19 protein-coding genes are annotated in these 19,614 nt (G+C 32.5%); all 19 read right to left on the minus strand.

The window, feature by feature from the left end; translation table 11 throughout:
- Positions 1-147 precede the first annotated feature (147 nt).
- Positions 148-1,194, minus strand: a complete 1,047-nt coding sequence (locus B5X81_RS21995; protein WP_079494946.1) for a sensor histidine kinase — start codon at positions 1,192-1,194, stop codon at positions 148-150.
- Entirely contained in the window at positions 1,191-1,865 is a 675-nt protein-coding gene (locus B5X81_RS22000) for a response regulator transcription factor (protein WP_079494948.1), read from the minus strand. The genes B5X81_RS21995 and B5X81_RS22000 overlap by 4 nt, the downstream gene beginning before the upstream one ends.
- 77 nt (positions 1,866-1,942) lie before the next feature.
- Entirely contained in the window at positions 1,943-2,839 is an 897-nt protein-coding gene (locus B5X81_RS22005) for a transposase (RefSeq protein WP_079494949.1), read from the minus strand.
- 57 nt (positions 2,840-2,896) lie between these two features.
- The gene (lipA, locus tag B5X81_RS22010; protein ID WP_079494951.1) at positions 2,897-3,757 is read right to left on the minus strand and encodes a lipoyl synthase; all 861 of its coding nucleotides are present in this window, start codon (positions 3,755-3,757) and stop codon (positions 2,897-2,899) included.
- 36 nt (positions 3,758-3,793) lie between these two features.
- Entirely contained in the window at positions 3,794-4,483 is a 690-nt protein-coding gene (gene lipB, locus B5X81_RS22015) for a lipoyl(octanoyl) transferase LipB (protein WP_079494952.1), read from the minus strand.
- Position 4,484: 1 nt separating this feature from the next.
- Positions 4,485-4,712: a MoaD/ThiS family protein gene (locus B5X81_RS22020; protein ID WP_170917548.1), complete on the minus strand. Its 228-nt coding sequence runs from the start codon at positions 4,710-4,712 to the stop codon at positions 4,485-4,487.
- 112 nt (positions 4,713-4,824) lie between these two features.
- Positions 4,825-6,051, minus strand: a complete 1,227-nt coding sequence (locus B5X81_RS22025; RefSeq protein ID WP_456298921.1) for an NAD(P)-dependent malic enzyme — start codon at positions 6,049-6,051, stop codon at positions 4,825-4,827.
- Positions 6,052-6,135: 84 nt separating this feature from the next.
- Positions 6,136-8,013, minus strand: coding sequence for an aldehyde ferredoxin oxidoreductase family protein (locus B5X81_RS22030; protein ID WP_079494957.1), 1,878 nt, complete (start codon positions 8,011-8,013; stop codon positions 6,136-6,138).
- Between the two features lie 41 nt (positions 8,014-8,054).
- Positions 8,055-8,798, minus strand: coding sequence for an SDR family NAD(P)-dependent oxidoreductase (locus B5X81_RS22035; RefSeq protein ID WP_079494958.1), 744 nt, complete (start codon positions 8,796-8,798; stop codon positions 8,055-8,057).
- A gap of 28 nt (positions 8,799-8,826) precedes the next feature.
- The gene (lpdA, locus tag B5X81_RS22040; protein WP_079494960.1) at positions 8,827-10,221 is read right to left on the minus strand and encodes a dihydrolipoyl dehydrogenase; all 1,395 of its coding nucleotides are present in this window, start codon (positions 10,219-10,221) and stop codon (positions 8,827-8,829) included.
- Between the two features lie 32 nt (positions 10,222-10,253).
- A complete protein-coding gene (locus B5X81_RS22045; RefSeq protein WP_079494961.1) occupies positions 10,254-11,582 on the minus strand; it encodes a dihydrolipoamide acetyltransferase family protein in 1,329 nt (442 codons plus the stop codon).
- Positions 11,583-11,622: 40 nt separating this feature from the next.
- Positions 11,623-12,906 (minus strand): TRAP transporter large permease, encoded by a 1,284-nt coding sequence (locus B5X81_RS22050; RefSeq protein WP_079494963.1) that lies wholly within the window; start codon positions 12,904-12,906, stop codon positions 11,623-11,625.
- A 19-nt stretch (positions 12,907-12,925) separates the two neighbouring features.
- Positions 12,926-13,414: a TRAP transporter small permease gene (locus B5X81_RS22055; RefSeq protein WP_079494964.1), complete on the minus strand. Its 489-nt coding sequence runs from the start codon at positions 13,412-13,414 to the stop codon at positions 12,926-12,928.
- 114 nt (positions 13,415-13,528) lie between these two features.
- Positions 13,529-14,560, minus strand: coding sequence for a TRAP transporter substrate-binding protein (locus tag B5X81_RS22060; RefSeq protein ID WP_079494966.1), 1,032 nt, complete (start codon positions 14,558-14,560; stop codon positions 13,529-13,531).
- Between the two features lie 70 nt (positions 14,561-14,630).
- Positions 14,631-15,608 (minus strand): alpha-ketoacid dehydrogenase subunit beta, encoded by a 978-nt coding sequence (locus B5X81_RS22065; protein ID WP_079494967.1) that lies wholly within the window; start codon positions 15,606-15,608, stop codon positions 14,631-14,633.
- 20 nt (positions 15,609-15,628) lie between these two features.
- Positions 15,629-16,591: a thiamine pyrophosphate-dependent dehydrogenase E1 component subunit alpha gene (locus B5X81_RS22070; RefSeq protein WP_079494969.1), complete on the minus strand. Its 963-nt coding sequence runs from the start codon at positions 16,589-16,591 to the stop codon at positions 15,629-15,631.
- Between the two features lie 61 nt (positions 16,592-16,652).
- On the minus strand, positions 16,653-17,912 hold the full coding sequence (locus B5X81_RS22075; protein WP_079494970.1) for a nickel-dependent lactate racemase family protein: 1,260 nt from the start codon (positions 17,910-17,912) through the stop codon (positions 16,653-16,655).
- Between the two features lie 33 nt (positions 17,913-17,945).
- Positions 17,946-18,647: a FadR/GntR family transcriptional regulator gene (locus tag B5X81_RS22080; RefSeq protein ID WP_170917549.1), complete on the minus strand. Its 702-nt coding sequence runs from the start codon at positions 18,645-18,647 to the stop codon at positions 17,946-17,948.
- Positions 18,648-18,973: 326 nt separating this feature from the next.
- Positions 18,974-19,614, minus strand: a 641-nt coding sequence (locus B5X81_RS22085) for a sodium ion-translocating decarboxylase subunit beta (RefSeq protein ID WP_139380435.1), incomplete at its 5' end; no start/stop codon positions are given.

A 19,614-nucleotide genomic window follows, 5' to 3' on the forward strand; every position in this document is an offset into this window, starting at 1 on the left:
ACTATATTTTAAACTTACATTTTTGTAACATTGAATTATTTTATAATTGAGGAAATTGCATAATACATGTAAAGAATTTTTAAATGCAAAATGTAGTAGAGAGAGTCAGGTGAGTTATCTACATATTGTATTTAAAAATTGATAATGTTAATTATGCAAGTTTCTCAATTGTATATTATAATAATCTATAAGCTTTGGAAAGTGTATTATTACCCTTGTATATTTTTCATACTCAGATTGAATGGTTATATTATGACCTAATTTCCGCGCAAGTTTTTTAGCTAGATACAATCCCATTCCAGTAGACTTATAATTTTCTCTTCCACAATGACCAGTAAAACCCTTTTCGAAAACACGACCTATGTCTTCAACCTTTATTCCAATTCCATTATCTTCAACAATAAGCCTCTTTTCATTTTCATCCTTTTCAGTACTTATTTTTATACTTCCATTTTTATTAGTATATTTCAAAGAATTCCATATGATTTGATCTATAATAAACATAAGCCATTTTTTATCTGTACTTACATCTATATCTACATTTTCTATTAAAATTTCTATTTTCTTATTAATAAAGGTTTTAGCATGTTTTTTTATAGTTTCTTTTATAACTTTCTCTAATTTTATTTCATTTATTAAATAGTCTCTAGAAAATGAATCTATTCTCGATTTATATAAAGCCCGTTCAACCTGGGCTTCAATTTTATCGATTTCTTCTTCTAAACTTTCAAGTATTTCTTTCTTTGTTTTTCCAATGTCATTTTCAATAATTAACCTACTTACTGCAATAGGAGTTTTAACTTCGTGAACCCACGAAGTTATATACTCAAGATTTTCTTTTTTTTCTCTATATAATTCTTCAATTTTCTTATTTTGCTCTTCATAGAGATATTTTAATAATTTATTATATAATATTTGTTCATAGGTATTGCTTTCAGGCAAACTATTAATTATATCGCTTCTATTACTTTTTATTATATGTTCAAGAGTATCGTAGTATCTTTTATTATATATATAGCTTCCTACTAAATACATTGAAAATAAAATAAAGGAAACAACATTTATATAAAATATATTTTCTATACTTACCTTTACCGTAGGGTCAAGATATACTACTAAAGAAACAAATAACATTATAATAATGTAAAATAGAGACATGTATCTTTTATCTATTAAGTATTTCCTAAATTTCATTCTATTATATATCCCTGCCCTCTTTTTGTTTTTATAAAGTCATTTAGCCCAATATCAGATAATTTTTTTCTCAATCTATTTATATTAACAGTTAATGTATTATCATCCACAAAGCTTTCATCCTCCCAGAGCTTTCTCATTATATTATCTCTACTTACTACATTTCTACTATCCTTCATAAGTATATATATGATTTTAAACTCATTTTTTGTAAGTTCTATACGCTTTTCATTATAAATAATATTGTTATCCTTTAGGTTTAGAACTACCCCATTATGCTCAATAACATTAGTTTGAATATCTGTATAGGAATATGTTCTTCTTAGAAGTGCATTTATTTTAGCCATTAATACTTCTAATGAAAATGGCTTTTGTACAAAATCATCTCCGCCCATATTAACCGACATTATTATATCCATATTACTATTTCTTGAAGATATAAATATTATGGGAACCTTGGATACCTCCCTTATTTTATTACACCAATAGAATCCATCAAAGGCAGGAAGATTAATATCTAATAAAACCAAATGGGGATTAAATTCTACAAATATGTTAAATACTTCATTGAAATCATCAACACCTAGTCCTTCATATTCCCATCTTTTCATATTTTCAAGTATTATGTTTCTTATTTTTATATCGTCTTCGACTACTAGTATTTTAAACATTTATTACATCTCCTTCTCATCATCAAAAGCATCAAAAGGGGTCATCAAAAGGGGGCAGGCATAAGCATCAAAAGGGGTCAGGCATGACAAGATGACATTTGTATAAATTCTTCTATTATTTTAGTCAAAAGCTCACTCTTAGAGTACCTCCCATTTACTATTTGTGATACTGTTGTAGGATCTATTTGTAAATATTCACTAACCATTTTATTGTTATAATCTCCATATTTATTATTTAAAATAATAATAGCTTTTCTAATATCAGAAATTCTTCTGTTTTTTGTTGATCCTTTAACATCTTCTATATTTATACCTGTAATCACTTCTATACATTTTATTATTTCTAAGAATTTAATTTTCTTTTCTTTATTTTGATAATTTTTACTCTGCTTTACTTCATTTTGATCAATTTGCCATTTCTCTTTATCAATGCTTTCCTCTTCTCCCATAAATAATAAATATCTTTTTATTGCTTCTTCATTATTATAAGAAAAACATTCTAATGGAAATTTTACATCTGTAATCCTTAAATTTGCTTTATTTAAATATTCATTATGGCTGCTCCAATTGTAATTTATACCTTTATTTAACTTAGCCTTAACTGGATTTTTATGAATATATCTAATCAAATTTAATAGGTATTCATTCTTTTTACATAATTGTGCTTTATACCTTTGTTCAAATACATGTCCTGTGCGTTCATATTTTTTATTATACCTTTGTGTATAAACTTGTTGTATCCCCTTCATTATTTTCGACAGTGGTATTTTTTCAACTTCTATAAGCATATGCACATGATTATCCATAATACAATATGCATAAAGTGTAAATCCATACTTCTTTTTATACTTAATAATTATTTTTCTATATTCTTCTTTATCTTCTTCATTTTCAAAAATATATTCTTTATTGTTTCCTCTGCAAATCACATGATATAAAGCGCCTTCGTAATGAATTCTAGGCTTCCTTGCCATCTTTTATCCTCCAAACTATCTAAATTTATTATATCATATTATCTGTTTGTCATTTTGTCATGCCTGACCCCTTATGCATTCATATGCATTATATGAGCTTCTTACTAATGGATCAGAAGCTACAAAATTAAACCCAAGCTCAAGTGCTTCTTCTTTATACTTTTCGAAAATGTTTGGATGAACATATTCTTTAACAGAATAATGCTCTTTACTAGGTGCTAGATATTGCCCTACAGTTAAAAAATCACACTGCACTCCTCTGAGATCTTTAAATACTTGTATTACTTCTTTATATTCTTCTCCCAGACCTACCATTATACCTGACTTGGTATAAATTCTTTTGTCCATGAGCTTAACATTTTTAAGCAGTTCAAGTGAACGGGTATAGATGGCCTCTGGTCGAACTTCCTCATACAGCCTTTGTACCGTTTCTATATTGTGATTAATTATCTCTGGCTTTGCATCTACTACCTTTTTTAATGCCTTCTCATTTCCTTGAAAATCAGGAACAAGCACCTCAACAATAATATCTTTATTAAGGGCCTTTATAGAATTTATAGTTTTAGCAAAATGCTCTGCACCTCCATCTGTTAAATCATCCCTGGTCACAGAAGTAATTACCACATGTTTAAGCCCTAGTTCTATAACTGCATTGGCAATATTTGTAGGCTCAATTGGATTAACTTTTTGAAGCTTACCATGGGATACATTACAAAATCTACAGTTTCTAGAACATTGACTACCTAAAATCATAAAAGTTGCAGTCTTTTTACTAAAGCATTCCAACTGGTTTGGACAATTAGCTTCTTCACAAACGGTGTTTAAGGAATATTTCTCAAGAATAGTATTTACGTAGTTCAAGCTATAACCATTCTTCAATCTAATTTTTAACCAATCTGGCTTTTTACTTATATCCATAAAATTTCACCCTCACCAAAATAATCATTTCGATATCTACAAATATTCCTCCCTAGAAAGCTCAATACATTTATTATAATTAAATACCTTACAAAAATATTCTATTACTGCATCTTTTTCCTTTTCAATATCTATAGTTTTCCCAACTAATTGCTCAATAGATGTAACTCCTTTATCAGTTATCCCACATGGTATTATAAAATTAAAATGGTCTAGATTGGTATTAACATTATAGGCAAACCCATGCATTGTAACACCTCTCTTAACAGATAATCCTATAGCCGTTATTTTATCATTATCTACCCATACTCCAATCTGGCCATTACTTCTTGATGCATTAATATTATATTTATCCATTAATAATCTGATAAAAACTTCTTCTATATTTCTAACAAACCATTTTACACGCATATCGTATTTCTTAAGATCCAGTATAGGATATCCAACTATTTGTCCTGGTCCGTGATAGGTTACATCTCCTCCTCTATTTGTTTCAAAAATCTTAATTCCATTGCTTTTTAATAATTGTTCAGAGCAAACAATATTGGCTTTTTTAGCTAGCCTTCCCATTGTTAAAACCGGTGGATGTTCAACTAAAATCAAGGTATCTTCAATATTCCCCTCCTGCCTTTTCTTTAAAATATCATATTGAATAACCAAGGCTTTTTCATATTCACATCTTCCCAAGGATAATATATTCAATGGTTTATTAATAATCTTACTCATCTTAACCACCTCCAAATACAGGAAATAATTCTATAACATCTCCATCCTTTACTTTTGTATCTTCACGAGCCAGCTTTGAATTAAGAAGAATCACTTCAACTTCACCAGGTATTATTTTAAACTTCTTTAGTATGCATCCAATATTTTTTTCATCATCTAATTCTAATTCAGCAACGCTTTGATTATTATTATATCTCTTTGTTACTGAATAAAACTTAATAGTTATCAATAAGTTTCCCTCCAATTGAAAGTACGAGTCCTTCACTTTTGGTCAGATTTCTCTTTAAGAAATTACCTAAATAACCTCAATTATTCAAAGATTGAATAATTGAGGTTATTTACTATAATACCAAATTCTCTACTTGCTGTTGATATTCATTTATATCTAAATTTATCTGTGCAACGCCTGAATCCATGGCAGCCTTAGCCACTGCTACAGCCACCTTTAATGCAACCCTTTTATCAAATGGATCCGGAATAATGTATTCAGGATTCAACTCATCCTCTTCAATAATATTAGCTATAGCCTTTGCAGCGGCTATTTTCATTTCTTCATTTATATCAGTAGCCCTGATATCTAAAGCACCTCGAAAAATACCTGGAAATGCTAAAACATTATTTATCTGATTAGGAAAATCAGATCTACCAGTGGCCATAATAGCCACTCCACCTTTTTTAGCTTCATCAGGCATTATTTCTGGAACAGGATTTGCCATGGCAAATATAATGGGTTTATTGGCCATTGTCTTTACCATTTCACTTGTCATGACATTGGCAGCAGAAAGTCCAATAAATATATCTGCACCTTTTATAACTTCCTTAAGCTCACCATCAATATTTTCTTTATTTGTCATATTTGCCAGTTCTTCCTTAGGATTATCCATACCATATTTTCCTTTATAAATAGCACCCTTACGGTCACAGACTATAATATTTTCTCCACCATTACTTATTATAAGCTTAGCAACAGCTGTTGCAGCAGCACCTGCACCATTTATTATTATTTTTACATCTTCTATTCTTTTATTAACCAATTTTAGAGCATTTAATAGACCAGCTAAAGCCACAATAGCTGTACCATGTTGATCATCATGAAATACAGGTATATTCATACACTCTTTCAACCTTTTTTCTATTTCAAAGCATGCAGGAGCTCCAATGTCTTCAAGATTTATCCCGCCAAAACTTGGCTCTAATAATTTTACAGTCCTAACAATATCATCAACATCAGTTGTTCCCAAACAAATTGGAAACGCATCAACACCGCCAAAACCTTTAAATAATATTGATTTACCTTCCATAACTGGCAGAGCTGCCTCGGCACCAATATTCCCCAAGCCTAATACTGCTGTTCCATCTGAAACAACTGCCACAAAATTCCCCTTTGAAGTATATTCATAAACCAGATTTTTATCTTTATTAATCTCTTTACATGGCTCTGCTACTCCAGGTGTATATGCTAATGATAAATCTTCTCCATTTTCAAGAGGCACTCTACTTTCAACTTTAAGCTTTCCCCTATTGGTTTTATGAAGCAATAAACTCTTTTCTTTAATATCCAACTCAATCCCTCCTCAGTTCCTCCAATTATTACATAGAAAAAATATATATTATTAATAAGATTACTGCTGAAATTACTTTTAAATTTTAACCTAATTAAAATCAATATTTAATTCTAATAACTTACCTTTAGTTGGCACACCTTCTTCATCCCAACCAATCATTGAATAATATAAGGATATTGCTTCTTTAAATTCTTCTCTTGATATAGAAGTCCCCTTAATTCTTCCATTTTTCAAGCCGTCAAAAAGTCTATCAGGCAATGTGTCATCTTCCCTTGTAAATCCTTCCCTTAAATTAATTAGTCTTGCCATGTTTATGGCCCTTTCCCCAGCAGTCATAAGCTCCATTAGGCTTGCATTCCAACCGGTAGCAGCATTTACTAATGCAACAACATCCTTTATAGGCATAGCCCCCCTTGGAGCAGGTCCAAAATCACAAATGCCTGCCATATTAAAAAAGCTCCACCATCTCTGAAGATAAACAAATGCCCTTACCTTTTTCCAGGATAAATCTAAAGGATCAATTGGCTCCAATATACCAAGAGGCTTAATAGCATCTAGAGTAAATCCTTCCTTTTGAAATAAGGGATCATGTCCAATAATCATATGATCTGCCCCGGTTTCAGATACAGCATATCCAATACCTACTCCAACCTTACCTCTGGGATCATGCATAGCTAATTCCTGACCTTTGACGCACAAGGCAAATTTTTCAGCACCATTTCCAATTTTTTTAGCTGCAATTTGAGAACCTTCAGCTAACAAATCTCCTATTCCTTCTCTTCTAGCTATCTTTTCGATCATTTGCAACATGGCTTTATCATTGCCAAATATTAGATCAATTCCGTCAAGATCCTTTTCAGTAAGTATACCATTTTCATAGCATTCCATTGCAAATGCTATTGTCATACCGGTACTGATTGTATCAATGCCTAACCTATTACAAAGTTCATTTGCCTTTGCAACTATATCCAATTTTTCATTTTCACAAAGAGAACCAAAAGAAGCCACTGTTTCATATTCTGGACCACCAAATTTACCATCTACAACCATATCTTCTCTTTGAATTTCTACTTTTCTTTTACACCTTATGGCACAGGCATAGCAGCCTTCCCTTTTCTTCAAAATAGTATCATTCATTGTCTCAGAGCTAATTTTTTCAGCACCTTCAAATTCACCCTTGTTAAAATTGTGAGTAGGTAATATACCGCCAGCATTATTCCCCATTAATCCTCCATTTGTTCCATACTCATATAATCCCCTTGATAATGGATTTTCCATATAATAGCTCAAAAACGACTTGCCTATTTCGCTAATTTTTTTATTGTCATAAAAAGGTATTTTATTAGTTCCTTTTACAACAACAGCCCTTAAATTTTTAGATCCCATAACAGCTCCTAAGCCATTACGCCCATTTGCATGTTTTAATCCATTTAAAATACATGCATACTTAACTAAATTTTCTCCAGCAGGACCTATTTGAAGAATCCTAACAGATCTATCTCCTAATTCACTAATAATTAAATCTTCAGCTTCTCCGGTTTCCTTACCCCAAATATGTTTAGCATCTCTTATCTCAATGTTGTCATCTTTAATATAAATATAAACAGGCTTTTCTGACTTTCCTTCTATAATCACACCATCGTAACCAGCTTTCTTAAGTTCTGGTCCCCAAAATCCACCTGCCTCTGATTGACCATATCCTCCTGTTAAAGGTGATTTTGCTCCTACTGCAAATCGTGGCATAGCTGCAATAGGAAGTCCTGTTAAAATTCCTGTAGCAATCACCACTTTATTTTCTTCAGAAAGGGGATCAACATTGGAGCTGATTTCTTCTAAAAGATAATGTGCTACGAATCCCTTACCACCAAAATATGTTCTATAAAATATATCATCTGGTTCTTCAATTTTGATACTCCTATCGGATAGATTCAACCTTATTATTTTGCCTAAATATCCATAACTCAAAGTCTTTGACCTCCTTTCATTTATTATTACTTATTATAACATTATTTCATGAAAGTTCCACCATTTATATCTATATTTGAACCAGTTATATAGGAAGCTTCTTCTGAGCAAAGGAAGGAAATAACATCTGCAACATCTTTAGTAGTTCCATATCTTTTTAATGGTATAGTATCTGTACTACGATTTGGATCTTTTCTCATTTCCTCTGTCATAGCAGTTTCAATAACTCCTGGAGAAACACTATTTACATTTATATTATATGGAGCTGCATATTTTGCAAGTGATTTTGTTAGACAGATTATTCCTGCCTTTGAAGCTGCATAGTTTGCTCCCGCACTAACACCTCCAACTTCTCCCGCCAAAGAAGCTAAAAATACAATTTTTCCATACCTATTTTTCTTCATATTACCTAAAACTGCTTGGCTTATGAAAAATGCCCCCTTAAGATTGACATCCATTACCAAATCCCAATCTTTCTCTGTTAACTCCTCAATCCCCTTTTCCTGACATATTCCTGCAGAATTTATTACAATATCTACTTTCCCCAATTTATTTACAGTCTCGTTTACAAGATTTTTTATATTTTCTAAATCAAGAATATTTAAAGACATGACAATTGCCTGTCCTCTTTCTTTAGCTATTAATTCGCTAGTTTTTTCAGCACCTTCAACATTCATATCTGCAACAACTACAGTAACACCTTTCCTTGCAAGGGTTAGACAACACTGTCTACCAATTCCACTTGCTCCACCAGTTACAATCGCAATTTTACCTTCAAAACCCATTAATAAACCCCCTATCTAATATATTTTTCTATTTTCTAGATTTAAAAATATGAATTGCCTCATCATCAATACCTAATGCTGCTTCTAATATGGCTTCCGATAATGTGGGATGAGCATGAATTGTTTCAATTAATTCTTCTACAGTACATTCCAATTGAATTGCTAAAGCAGCTTCGGCAATAAGTTCAGTAGCATGGGGTCCAACTATATGAACTCCTATGATTCCTGAATATTTTTTGTCAGCTATTATCTTTACAAAACCATTGGTTTCACCAATAGTCATAGACTTTCCATTGTATCCAAAGGGGAAAACACTAATTATAATTTCATCATTATATTTTTCCTTAGCTTCCTCCTCTGTAAGTCCTACACTAGCCATTTCTGGGTTGGTATATATACAGGAAGGAACTACATTATAATTCATCCTGGTTCTCTCACCTATAATATTTTTAACAGCAGTAATACCTTGATGTGATGCAACATGGGCTAACATAAGTTTTCCAGTCACATCTCCAATAGCATATATATTGGGAATATTAGTTCGTAAATAATCATCTATTATTATTCCTTTTTTAGAAATTTTAATATCAAGCTTGCCTATTACATCAAGATTTGGTTTCCTTCCAACTGAAACTAGAACTTTTTCTACTGAAATTTCCTGGACACCAGTTTTTGTTTCAAATTTTACCTTTGCCAGCTCTCTATTTTTTTCAATGGACAAAGCCCTAGCCTCAGTATAAATATCTATGCCTTGACTTTCCAAAGTTTGTTTTAAAGTATTTGAACTTTCACTATCCATTCTACCCAATATTTTAGGAAGCATTTCTAAGATAGTTACTTTAGATCCTAAAGTATTATAGATATATGCCATTTCAACACCAATTACTCCTCCACCAATAATTGCTAAGGATTTTGGAATTTTTTCATAGGATAAGGCTTTTGTGCTTGATCCTACTTCTTCCAATTCACTTCCTGGTATTCTAATATCAATAGGTACTGAGCCCGATGCTATTATAATATTTTCCCCTTCAATCGTTGTTTTTACAGAATTGTTTAAAATGCTTACTGAATTTCTCCCTATTATTTTGCCAGTTCCCTCAAAAACCTGAACCTTGTTTTGTCTAAGCAGCCCCTTTACACCATTCGTTAAATTATCAACTATACTATTCTTATTTTTTTGAATTTCTCCCCAATTTATTTCCACATCCTTTGATGTAATACCAAATTTATCTGAATCTTTTATCTCTCTATACAAATCAGAACTGTGAATCAATGCTTTAGTAGGAATACATCCTACATTCAAGCAAGTTCCACCAATTTTTTCTTTTTCAATAAGAGCAACCTTCATTTTCTGTTTTGCAGCATATATTGCTGCTGTATATCCTCCAGGTCCTCCACCTATAATTATTACATCGAATTGCATTATTACCGCCTCCTGGAATTTTGGTATATAAGCTATAAAGCTAAATATGGATTTTGAACCAACTCTTTTACTCTTCTTAAGAATTTAGCAGCATCTGCTCCATCCACTATTCTATGATCATAACTAAGGGTAAGAGCCATCATAGGCTTTATTACAATATCTGTCCTATTTTCTACAACCGGTATATAATCAATTTTTCCTACAGCAAGAATACCAGCTTCTGGAGGATTAATAATAGCTGTAAACTCATCTAAGTCAAACATTCCAAGACTTGAAATCGTAAAAGTCCCACCTGAATAATCTTCAGTTGTCAGCTGACCTGTCTTTGTCTTGTCTATTAATTCTAAAGAGGCTTTTCCAATATCCTCAAGGGACAATAAGTCTGTATCCTTTATTACAGGAACAATTAACCCCTTATCAACTGCAACTGCTAAACCCATATTTACATAATCCTTCAAAACTAAACCTTCATCAGTTAGGGAAGAATTCATTTCCGGATATTCCATCAAGGCCTTTGAAACTAATTTCGTAAGAATATCATTATATGATAATTTTATCCCCTTACTCTTAAATGTATCTCTCAGCCTTATTATTTCAGTTGCATCTACCTTAATTTTATGGTTTGTTTGAGCCATTTCCCTTAAACTTTGACACATTCTATCTGCAATAGTTTTTCTCATGCCTGTTAATGGAATAACTCTCTCACTTCTTTGATTATACTTAATATTCTCATTAGAAGCACTTAAACTTCTTTCAATGTCAGACTTTAATATCTTACCATTTACTCCTGAACCATTAACCTGATTAGCACTAATGTTATATTCTTTTAACATCTTCTTTGCAATAGGCGTTACTTTAGGTGCATTCTCCAAGAAATTCTTAACATCTTTTTCAACTATTCTTCCATTAGGGCCTGTTCCCTTTATTTCCTCAATGCTTAATTTACTCTCTTGTGCAAGTTTTCTTGCTCTAGGGGTAATAAAGATTCTATCACCACAGATATTAACAATATCCGTTTTTTTAGTTTCCTTTTTCTTCGCCAAATCTTTTTCTATATTTGTTTTTTCTTCAAAAACATCACATTGACTATTATCATCTGATAATAATGAAGAAATATCTTCATTTTCTTCGCCTATTATCGCTATAGTTTCAGTTATAGGAACAACTTCTCCAACATCTTTAATTATCTTTAAAAGTGTTCCAGTGTATAATGAATCAATTGTTATCGTCAGTTTATCTGTTTCCATTTCAAATAATGGTTCACCTTCTTTAATACTTTCTCCTTCAGAAATAAACCATTTCATTATTGTACCTTCTGTCATCTGAAGTCCCTGTTTAGGCATTATTACTTTCTCAGCCATATTCTATTCCTCCATATATATCCAAATTTATTTTTCTATCTTAAAAACCCATAAGCTTTGGCAATGTAAGAGTTAATCCTGGCACGAAAGTTATTAGCATTAAAGCCGCAATCATAACTAATAACCATGGGATAATAGATTTTGATATTTTTTCAATACTTATATCTCCTATCCCACATGTTACAAAAAGATTCACTCCAAGTGGTGGCGTCATAAAGCCTATGGCCAAATTAACTACCATAATTATCCCAAAGTGGACAGGGTCGACACCTATTTTTGTTGCCACAGGTAATAATATAGGTGCTAGTATAATAATAGCTGCTAAGGTTTCCATAAAGCATCCAACAAACAATAAAAGTAAATTAATAAGTAGAAGTATAACTATTTTACTGTCGGAAAAACTGATTATTGTATTAGCTAATTTTGTAGGTATTTGCTCTATAGTTAAAATTCTTCCAAAAGTAGTGGCGGTTCCAACAATGATAAGTACAGTAGAAGTCATAAGTGCTGCACTAATTACCACATTTGGAATATCCTTCAATGCTAAATCTTTATAAACAAAAGTACCAACTACAAATCCATATACAACTGCAATAGCAGCAGCCTCAGTAGGTGTAAACACTCCACCATATATACCACCCAATATAATTACAGGTACAAACAATGCCCACTTTGCATCATTTACAGCCTTCATAAATTCTTTCAAAGAAAATTTGTTTTCATTACCAGAAAATCCCTTTTTCTTTGAAGAAATGTAACTCCAAGTTATAAGGGCAAGGCCAACTAAAATCCCAGGAACAAGACCTGCTATAAACATTGTACTAATTGAAACTCCAGTAGATACTCCATATATAACCATAGGAATACTAGGAGGTATCATGACCCCTATACTTCCTGCAGTTGCAACCAATCCCGATGAAAATCCCTTTTCATATCCTCTCTTTACCATCTCCGGAAGCATTATTCCTCCTATGGCAGCTACAGTTGCTGGTCCAGAACCAGAAATTGCAGCAAAAAACATACAGGATACTATTGTAACTATGGCTAATCCACCTGTATATCTTCCAAAGAGCATATTACCCACATTTAAAAGTCGTTTTGAAATACCTCCCCTTCCCATAAGTTCTCCTGCAAGAATAAAAAAAGGAACTGCCATTAGAGGAAATGAATCAACTGATGTTGTCAAGCTCTGTGCTAAATAAGACAACTCAACTTGTCCACTGTATGAAATAGTAACTAATGATGCAAGTCCTAAGGCTATTCCAATAGGGGTATTTAGTATAATAAATATAATAAAGCTTCCAAATAAAACAGCTGATACCATTTAAACTCTCCCCTTTCTACTAGTAATTTGTAGTTTCTTTTAGATTTTTAATTTTAAAAAATATCCTCTGCACTAATCTTATACTAACCAAAGAAAGCCCAATTGGTACAGCCAGATATACATATCCCATAGCAATTCCCGTAGCCGGTGAAACCTGGCCAAGCTTGAAAATAAGCGAACTCACCTCTTTACTTTTTATAACTATTACTACTGAAAAGAAAAGAAAAATAAAGTCCGATAAAATATACAAATATTTACGTATTATCCTAGGAAAAATATTTACCGCTGCATCTATCTTTATATGTTTACTTTGTTTTACTCCATAGCTTATTCCAATGTAAACCATCCAAATAAACATATATCTTGCAATTTCTTCAGACCAACTAAGAGAAGCCTTCATCACATATCTCATAAAAACTTGTATTGCAATTATAATGCTCATCCCAGAAAGTAAGCCCCCAATAAGTATTTCTTCAATACGTTTATCTAAAAATTTTATTATTTTCATAAAGTGTACACTCCTTCTTTATAAAAGGGTTTTATATAACAGGTAAGCTAATAGCTTACCTGTTATATACTTAAAAATAGTACAAAGCTTAAATTATACAATTGTTTCAACTTATTATTTTGTTGCATTTATGAAAAGTTCTACTATTTTTTCTCCTGATTTTTTCTTAACTTCATCATATAGTGGTACAAGTTTTTCCTTGAACATTCCTTTTTCAGTATCTGATAGTTCGATTACTTCTACACCCGCTTCCTTAATAGCTTCTTCAGATTCCATATCTTTTGCTTTTGCAAGTTCTCTTTGATAGTTAGTTGCTTCTGCCACACATTCATTTATAATTTCTTTATTTTCATCGGAAAGATTGGCATAAAAGTCTTTGTTAATAATAATTACATATGGAGAATATATATGTTGAGTCTTAGATATATATTTCTGTACTTCATGGAATTTTACAGAATAAATGAGTTCAAATGGATTTTCTTGACCATCAACAGTTTTTTGTTGAAGTGCTGTAAATAATTCTCCAAATGCCATTGGTGTAGGATTAGCACCTAGTTTACTCCACGCAGATAGATGAATTTCATTTTCCATAGTTCTAATTTTTAATCCATCTAAGTCTTCAGGTGTTTTTACAGGATTTCTACTATTTGTAAGATTTCTGAAACCATTCTCCATAAATGCAAGACCTTTAATATTAAAACTTTCCAAAGTTTTCAATAACTCTTTACCAGCTTCTCCATCAAGGGCTTTGTATGCTGCTTCCCTGTCCTTGAACATGAAAGGAATATCAAGAACAAAGAACTCCTTATCAAAAGAAGCTAATGGAGCAGATGATGGCGACCCCATCGTAATATTTCCCATCTGTAATGCTTCAATTAATTCTCTATCTCCACCTAATTGCCCATTTGGATAGATTTTTACCTCCATGTTGCCATTCGATTTTTCTTCAACCAATTCTTTGAACTTAACCCATCCTTGATGTATAGCATTACTCTCAGGGTTCCCATGACCAACTTTAATTACAATCTTCTCAGCTTTAGACTGATTTTTATCAGTTGAATCAGCCCCTTGCTTTGAACTGCCACATGCAGTTACTAAGGATAAAACTAGAAATAGAGTTAAGGTAATGATAAAGAATCTTTTCATGAAATACTCCTCCTTAAATCAATTTTATAGAAAACATGTCACACCAATTTATCTAAGCTCATATCATATATTAGTACAATACTTTTCTTACTGCTTCTTCAATCTCTATCTCTTGTGGTACTACAGCATTTTCTAAACCTAGATTAAATGGCAGCGGACAATGTTTTGCTCCAAGTCTTAGCACTGGTGCATCTAAATAATCAAAAGCCTCTTCCATGACCATTGAAGCTATTTCAGCTCCCCAGCCACCAATCTTATGAGCTTCATGTACAATAATCAATCTACCTGTTTTCTTTAGAGATTCAAGTATTGCATTCTTGTCTAAAGGAACCAATGTTCTTGGATCTATTACTTCTACTCCAATGCCTTCCTTATCAAGCTTTTTTGCAACTGAAAGAGCCTTGTTTAGATACAAATGATTTGTAACAATAGTTACATCATTTCCCTTCTTTACAACATTAGCTTTTCCAAAGGGTATAGAAAACTCTGGATCATCAGGTACTTCTCCCTTTGTGGCATACAGTGCCTTGTGTTCAAAAAACATAACTGGGTTATTATCTCTAATTGCAGTTCTAAGAAGGCCGGCAGCGTCGGCAGGAGTAGAAGGCATAACAACCTTTATCCCAGGAGTATGCATAAACATAGCTTCAACACTTTGTGAATGTTGGGCAGCATTTCCTCTTCCAATACCTTGCTGTCCTCTTATAACAATAGGTACAGTTATATTACCACCAGTCATATATCTTATCTTGGCAGCTTGATTCAATATCTGATCCATTGCAACAAATGTAAAATCCATATACATAAGTTCAACTATTGGTCTCATTCCAGCCGCTGCTGCACCTAATCCTGTTCCAATAAAGCCAGCTTCACTAATAGGTGTATTGCGAACTCTTTCTTCACCAAATTCGTCTATCAATCCCCTTGTACATCCAAAAATCCCACCAAGGACCTTGATATCTTCTCCCATGACAAATACATTTTCATCGTATCTCATTTCTTGAGCTATTACATCCCTAATAGCCTGTGCATATGTTTTTACGCTCATAACAATCCCCCTTACTACATTTATATTTCATAAAAAATATCTTCCATTACAGCTGCTGTATCCGGCTGAGGACTTTCAAAAGCAAAATTTGCAGCTTCTTCTACTGCTTTGTCTGCTTCTTTTTCAATATCATCCAGCTCTTCTTCTCTTAAAATTTCATTTTCAATCATGTAGTTTCTTAAACGTTTAATAGGACATTTTTCTTTCCACTCAGCCACTTCCTCTTTGGTTCTATATGGTTGTGGATCACCAGTCCAGTGACCAAGCCATCTATAGGTTTTCATTTCAATAAAAGTAGGACCATCTCCAGCTTTTGCTCTTTCTACTGCTTTTTTCATAGCTTCATCAATTGCAAATACGTCATTACCATCAATACAGTATCCTGGCATATTATATCCTTGAGCACGAACATAAATATCTTCAACAGATGTACTTTCTCTAAGAGGCACCGAAATACCATAACCATTATTTTCACAGATAAAAATTACTGGCAATTTCCATACTGAAGCAAGATTTAAAGCTTCATGGAATATACCTTGGTTAGAAGCGCCATCCCCAAAAAATGTAACAGCTATTTGATCTGTTCCCTTCATCTTAGCAGCTAATGCTCCACCTACTGCTATGGGAATTCCTCCTCCTACAATAGCATTAGCTCCCAAATTACCTTTGGAAAAATCCGCAATATGCATTGAACCTCCTCTACCACGGCAATATCCAGTTTCTTTACCCATAAGCTCTGCCATTGCCCTTCCAAGATCAGCACCTTTTGCTATGCAATGTCCATGACCTCTATGGGTACTTGTTATATAATCTTCATCCCTTAAATGTGAGCAGATAGTTGCTGCAGATGCCTCCTCACCTATATAAAGATGCACTGACCCCCTTAGTTTGTTTTGTTCAAATAAACTTAATGCTTTTTCTTCAAATTTCCTTATTTTGTTCATCATTGAATAGATTGAAATTAATCGTTCCTTTTCTATCATTCTTGCACCCCCAGTTAATTTTAAAAATTTATTATATATTCGGATAATTTGAAACATAAAATTAATAAGCTTTAGGTAATATTGATCCTCCATAAGGTATTATTAAAATCTTTATATTTCCATCACTTTTCTCAATAAATCCATTCAGGGTTTCTTGTACTGAATCTATAATTTCAAAGAATATTTCTTCTATATCTTCTTTTTTCATAGAAGTCTTAATATATACACCATTATTAAGCAATATTCTTGCAATAGCGGCACCCTTATGTCCCCCAAGCTTAAATTCTCTTTTAAGTCTTTCAACCAATTCTTTTGGACTATCAGCAGCTCTTATCCATTCCTCAAAAGTTTTGCTTCCAAATCCTTCTATACATTCTGCCAACAATATGATAGTTCCATTTTCTTTAATAGCATATTTTGCATTATCTAATGACTTTTGAGCCTGATATAGGTTTACATCCTTTGGGTATCCACCAGGGGATACTATTACTATATCTGCTTTTTCTTCAATCTCCACTCCATATATTGAATCTAAATACCTACAGCCTTCTCTATGTGCTTTTATATAATCTCCAGCAAAGGCTTTTAATATTTGTTTCTTTTCATTTAATACAACATTTAAGATAAAAGAAATTCCTAATATTTCTCCAATCTCATCAATATCTTCCCGTACAGGATTTCCAATAATCTTTCCTGTGGCAACACCAGGTTGAAGCTGAAGTTTATGATTATGTTTTATGCTTTCATAGTTTGCTGCTCCAGGCATAATAGCCTTGGCTCCACCTGAAAATCCAGCAAAATAATGATACTCTATGTTACCAGTACATATTCTTACATCAGCTTCAACAATAGTTTTGCATAGATATAATGGAGTGCCTTTAGAAGATTGTCCAATGAAAATATATTCGTCTTTATTACTATCAATACATTTAATCCTATTAAATACTTTTTCTCCAACCAATTTTTTTTGTTCATCTAAAGTATGGGAACGATGAATTCCCATTCCAAATATTATTGTTATATCTCTATCTTCAATTCCTGCTTTATTTAGTTCATCCAATATTCCAGGAATCAATTTTCTTGAAGGTACAGGTCTTGTAATATCACTAACCATTATTGCAGCTTTCTCTCCTGGCTTTGCAATTTCACTTATTCTAGGGCTTTCTATTGGATTCATTAAAGCCCTAGCCACTTCCTTTGCTTCTAATTTTTCACATATATTCTGATGAGATATTTTTGGTTTTAAAATGCCAATGAGATTCTTTTTAGGAACATTAATATTTATTGTATTTTTTCCATACTTAAGCTCAATATTTTTCATAAAGATTTCCCTTCGTAGGCTTTTTAATATTTTTTAATCCTGTCTCCCTATTATTTTAATTATGTTCTTTTTGGTTTTGTTAAGGTGATTTCTCATCATCTTACCAGCCTTTTCTGCATTCCCTTCAGCGATAGCATCATATATTTCCCAGTGATCAGCTATGGTCCTAATCGGTTGACCTTCAACACTTTCTGTCATCTTTTTACTTTTTATTAAAGAGTCTTTTATAAGATTTATTATAATAATATAGACACTATTATGGGTGGCTCTGGCAATAGCCATATGAAATTCATTGTCATATTCAATTCCATCTGAACCTTTAGGTATCTCCTTCTCAGCTTCTTCAAGAATTTCCTTAATCTCCTTTATTTCTTCTTTCGTACCATATAATGCTGCAAGTCTAGCAATCTCCACTTCAATAACATCTCTTGCTTCAAGTAAATCTAAAACTAATTTTGCATCACCCGATATTATTTCTGAAAAAGGAGTTAATATTTTATCAAAATCAATTTTCTTAACAAAAACTCCATCTCCTGGTCTTATCTCAACATTGCCTCTCAATTCCAATGTCCTAAAAGCTTCTCTAACTGAATTCCTACTAATCTTTAATTCACTTGCTAATTCTCGCTCTGAAGGAAGCCTATCACCGGGCTTTAATTTCCCTTCGTTTATTAAACTAATAATTTGATTAACAATATCCTCATATAAACGTTTTCTTTGAGGCTGTTGCAACATTTTATTCCCCCCCATTATTTGTTTTTCAGTACTACATTAGTTTTTTCAGTTTGTAATGGTTTATTTTCCCACTGGATAACTGGGTGAACCAGTATACCTATATTATATTCTTTGTTTTTCTAAAAATCAACAATTTTCTATAAATTTATACAAATTTTTTAAAGCTAGTCACATGATAATAAAAAAACTCTTTCACATAAAATTTATGAAAAAGAGTTTTTAAAACAAAATTTATATTTTTGTATTTATAATCTTAGAATATTAAAGATAAAGAACTTTGAGGTTTAATAAATTTGAAATAAGCAATGTAAAAATATAAACTACTTTTAACCAAATAATGAAAGTAAAACTCCAGCAGAAACGGCAGAACCAATAACACCCGAAACATTAGGTCCCATTGCATGCATAAGAAGGAAGTTTGATGGATTTTCTTTTTGCCCTACTACCTGAGCCACCCTTGCTGCCATAGGTACTGCTGATACTCCTGCTGAGCCTATAAGGGGATTTACCTTTCCTCCTGTAACCTTATACATGATTTTACCAAGTATTACTCCTGCTGCTGTTCCAACTCCAAAAGCTACTACTCCTAAAATTATTATATTTATAGTTTCTATCTTTAAGAACTCTTCTGCTTTTGCTGAAGCCCCAACTGAAAGTCCAAGAAGTATTGTAACTATATTCATAAGTGCATTTGTTGCTGTATCCGTTAATCTTCCTACAACTCCTGATTCTCTAAACAGATTTCCCAGCATAAGCATTCCAACCAATGTGGCTGCCGGTGGAAGCATAAGGGATACTACAAGGGTTACCATTATTGGGAATAATATCTTCTCTAGCTTTGATATATTTCTCAGCTGCTCCATTTTTACCATACGCTCTTCCTTTGTGGTAAGGGCCTTCATTATTGGTGGCTGTATTATTGGAACCAGTGCCATATAGGAATATGCTGCCACGGCTATGGCCCCAA

The sequence above is a fragment of the Maledivibacter halophilus genome (genome assembly GCF_900167445.1).
GTDB classification, from domain to species: Bacteria; Bacillota; Clostridia; order Peptostreptococcales; family Caminicellaceae; genus Maledivibacter; species Maledivibacter halophilus.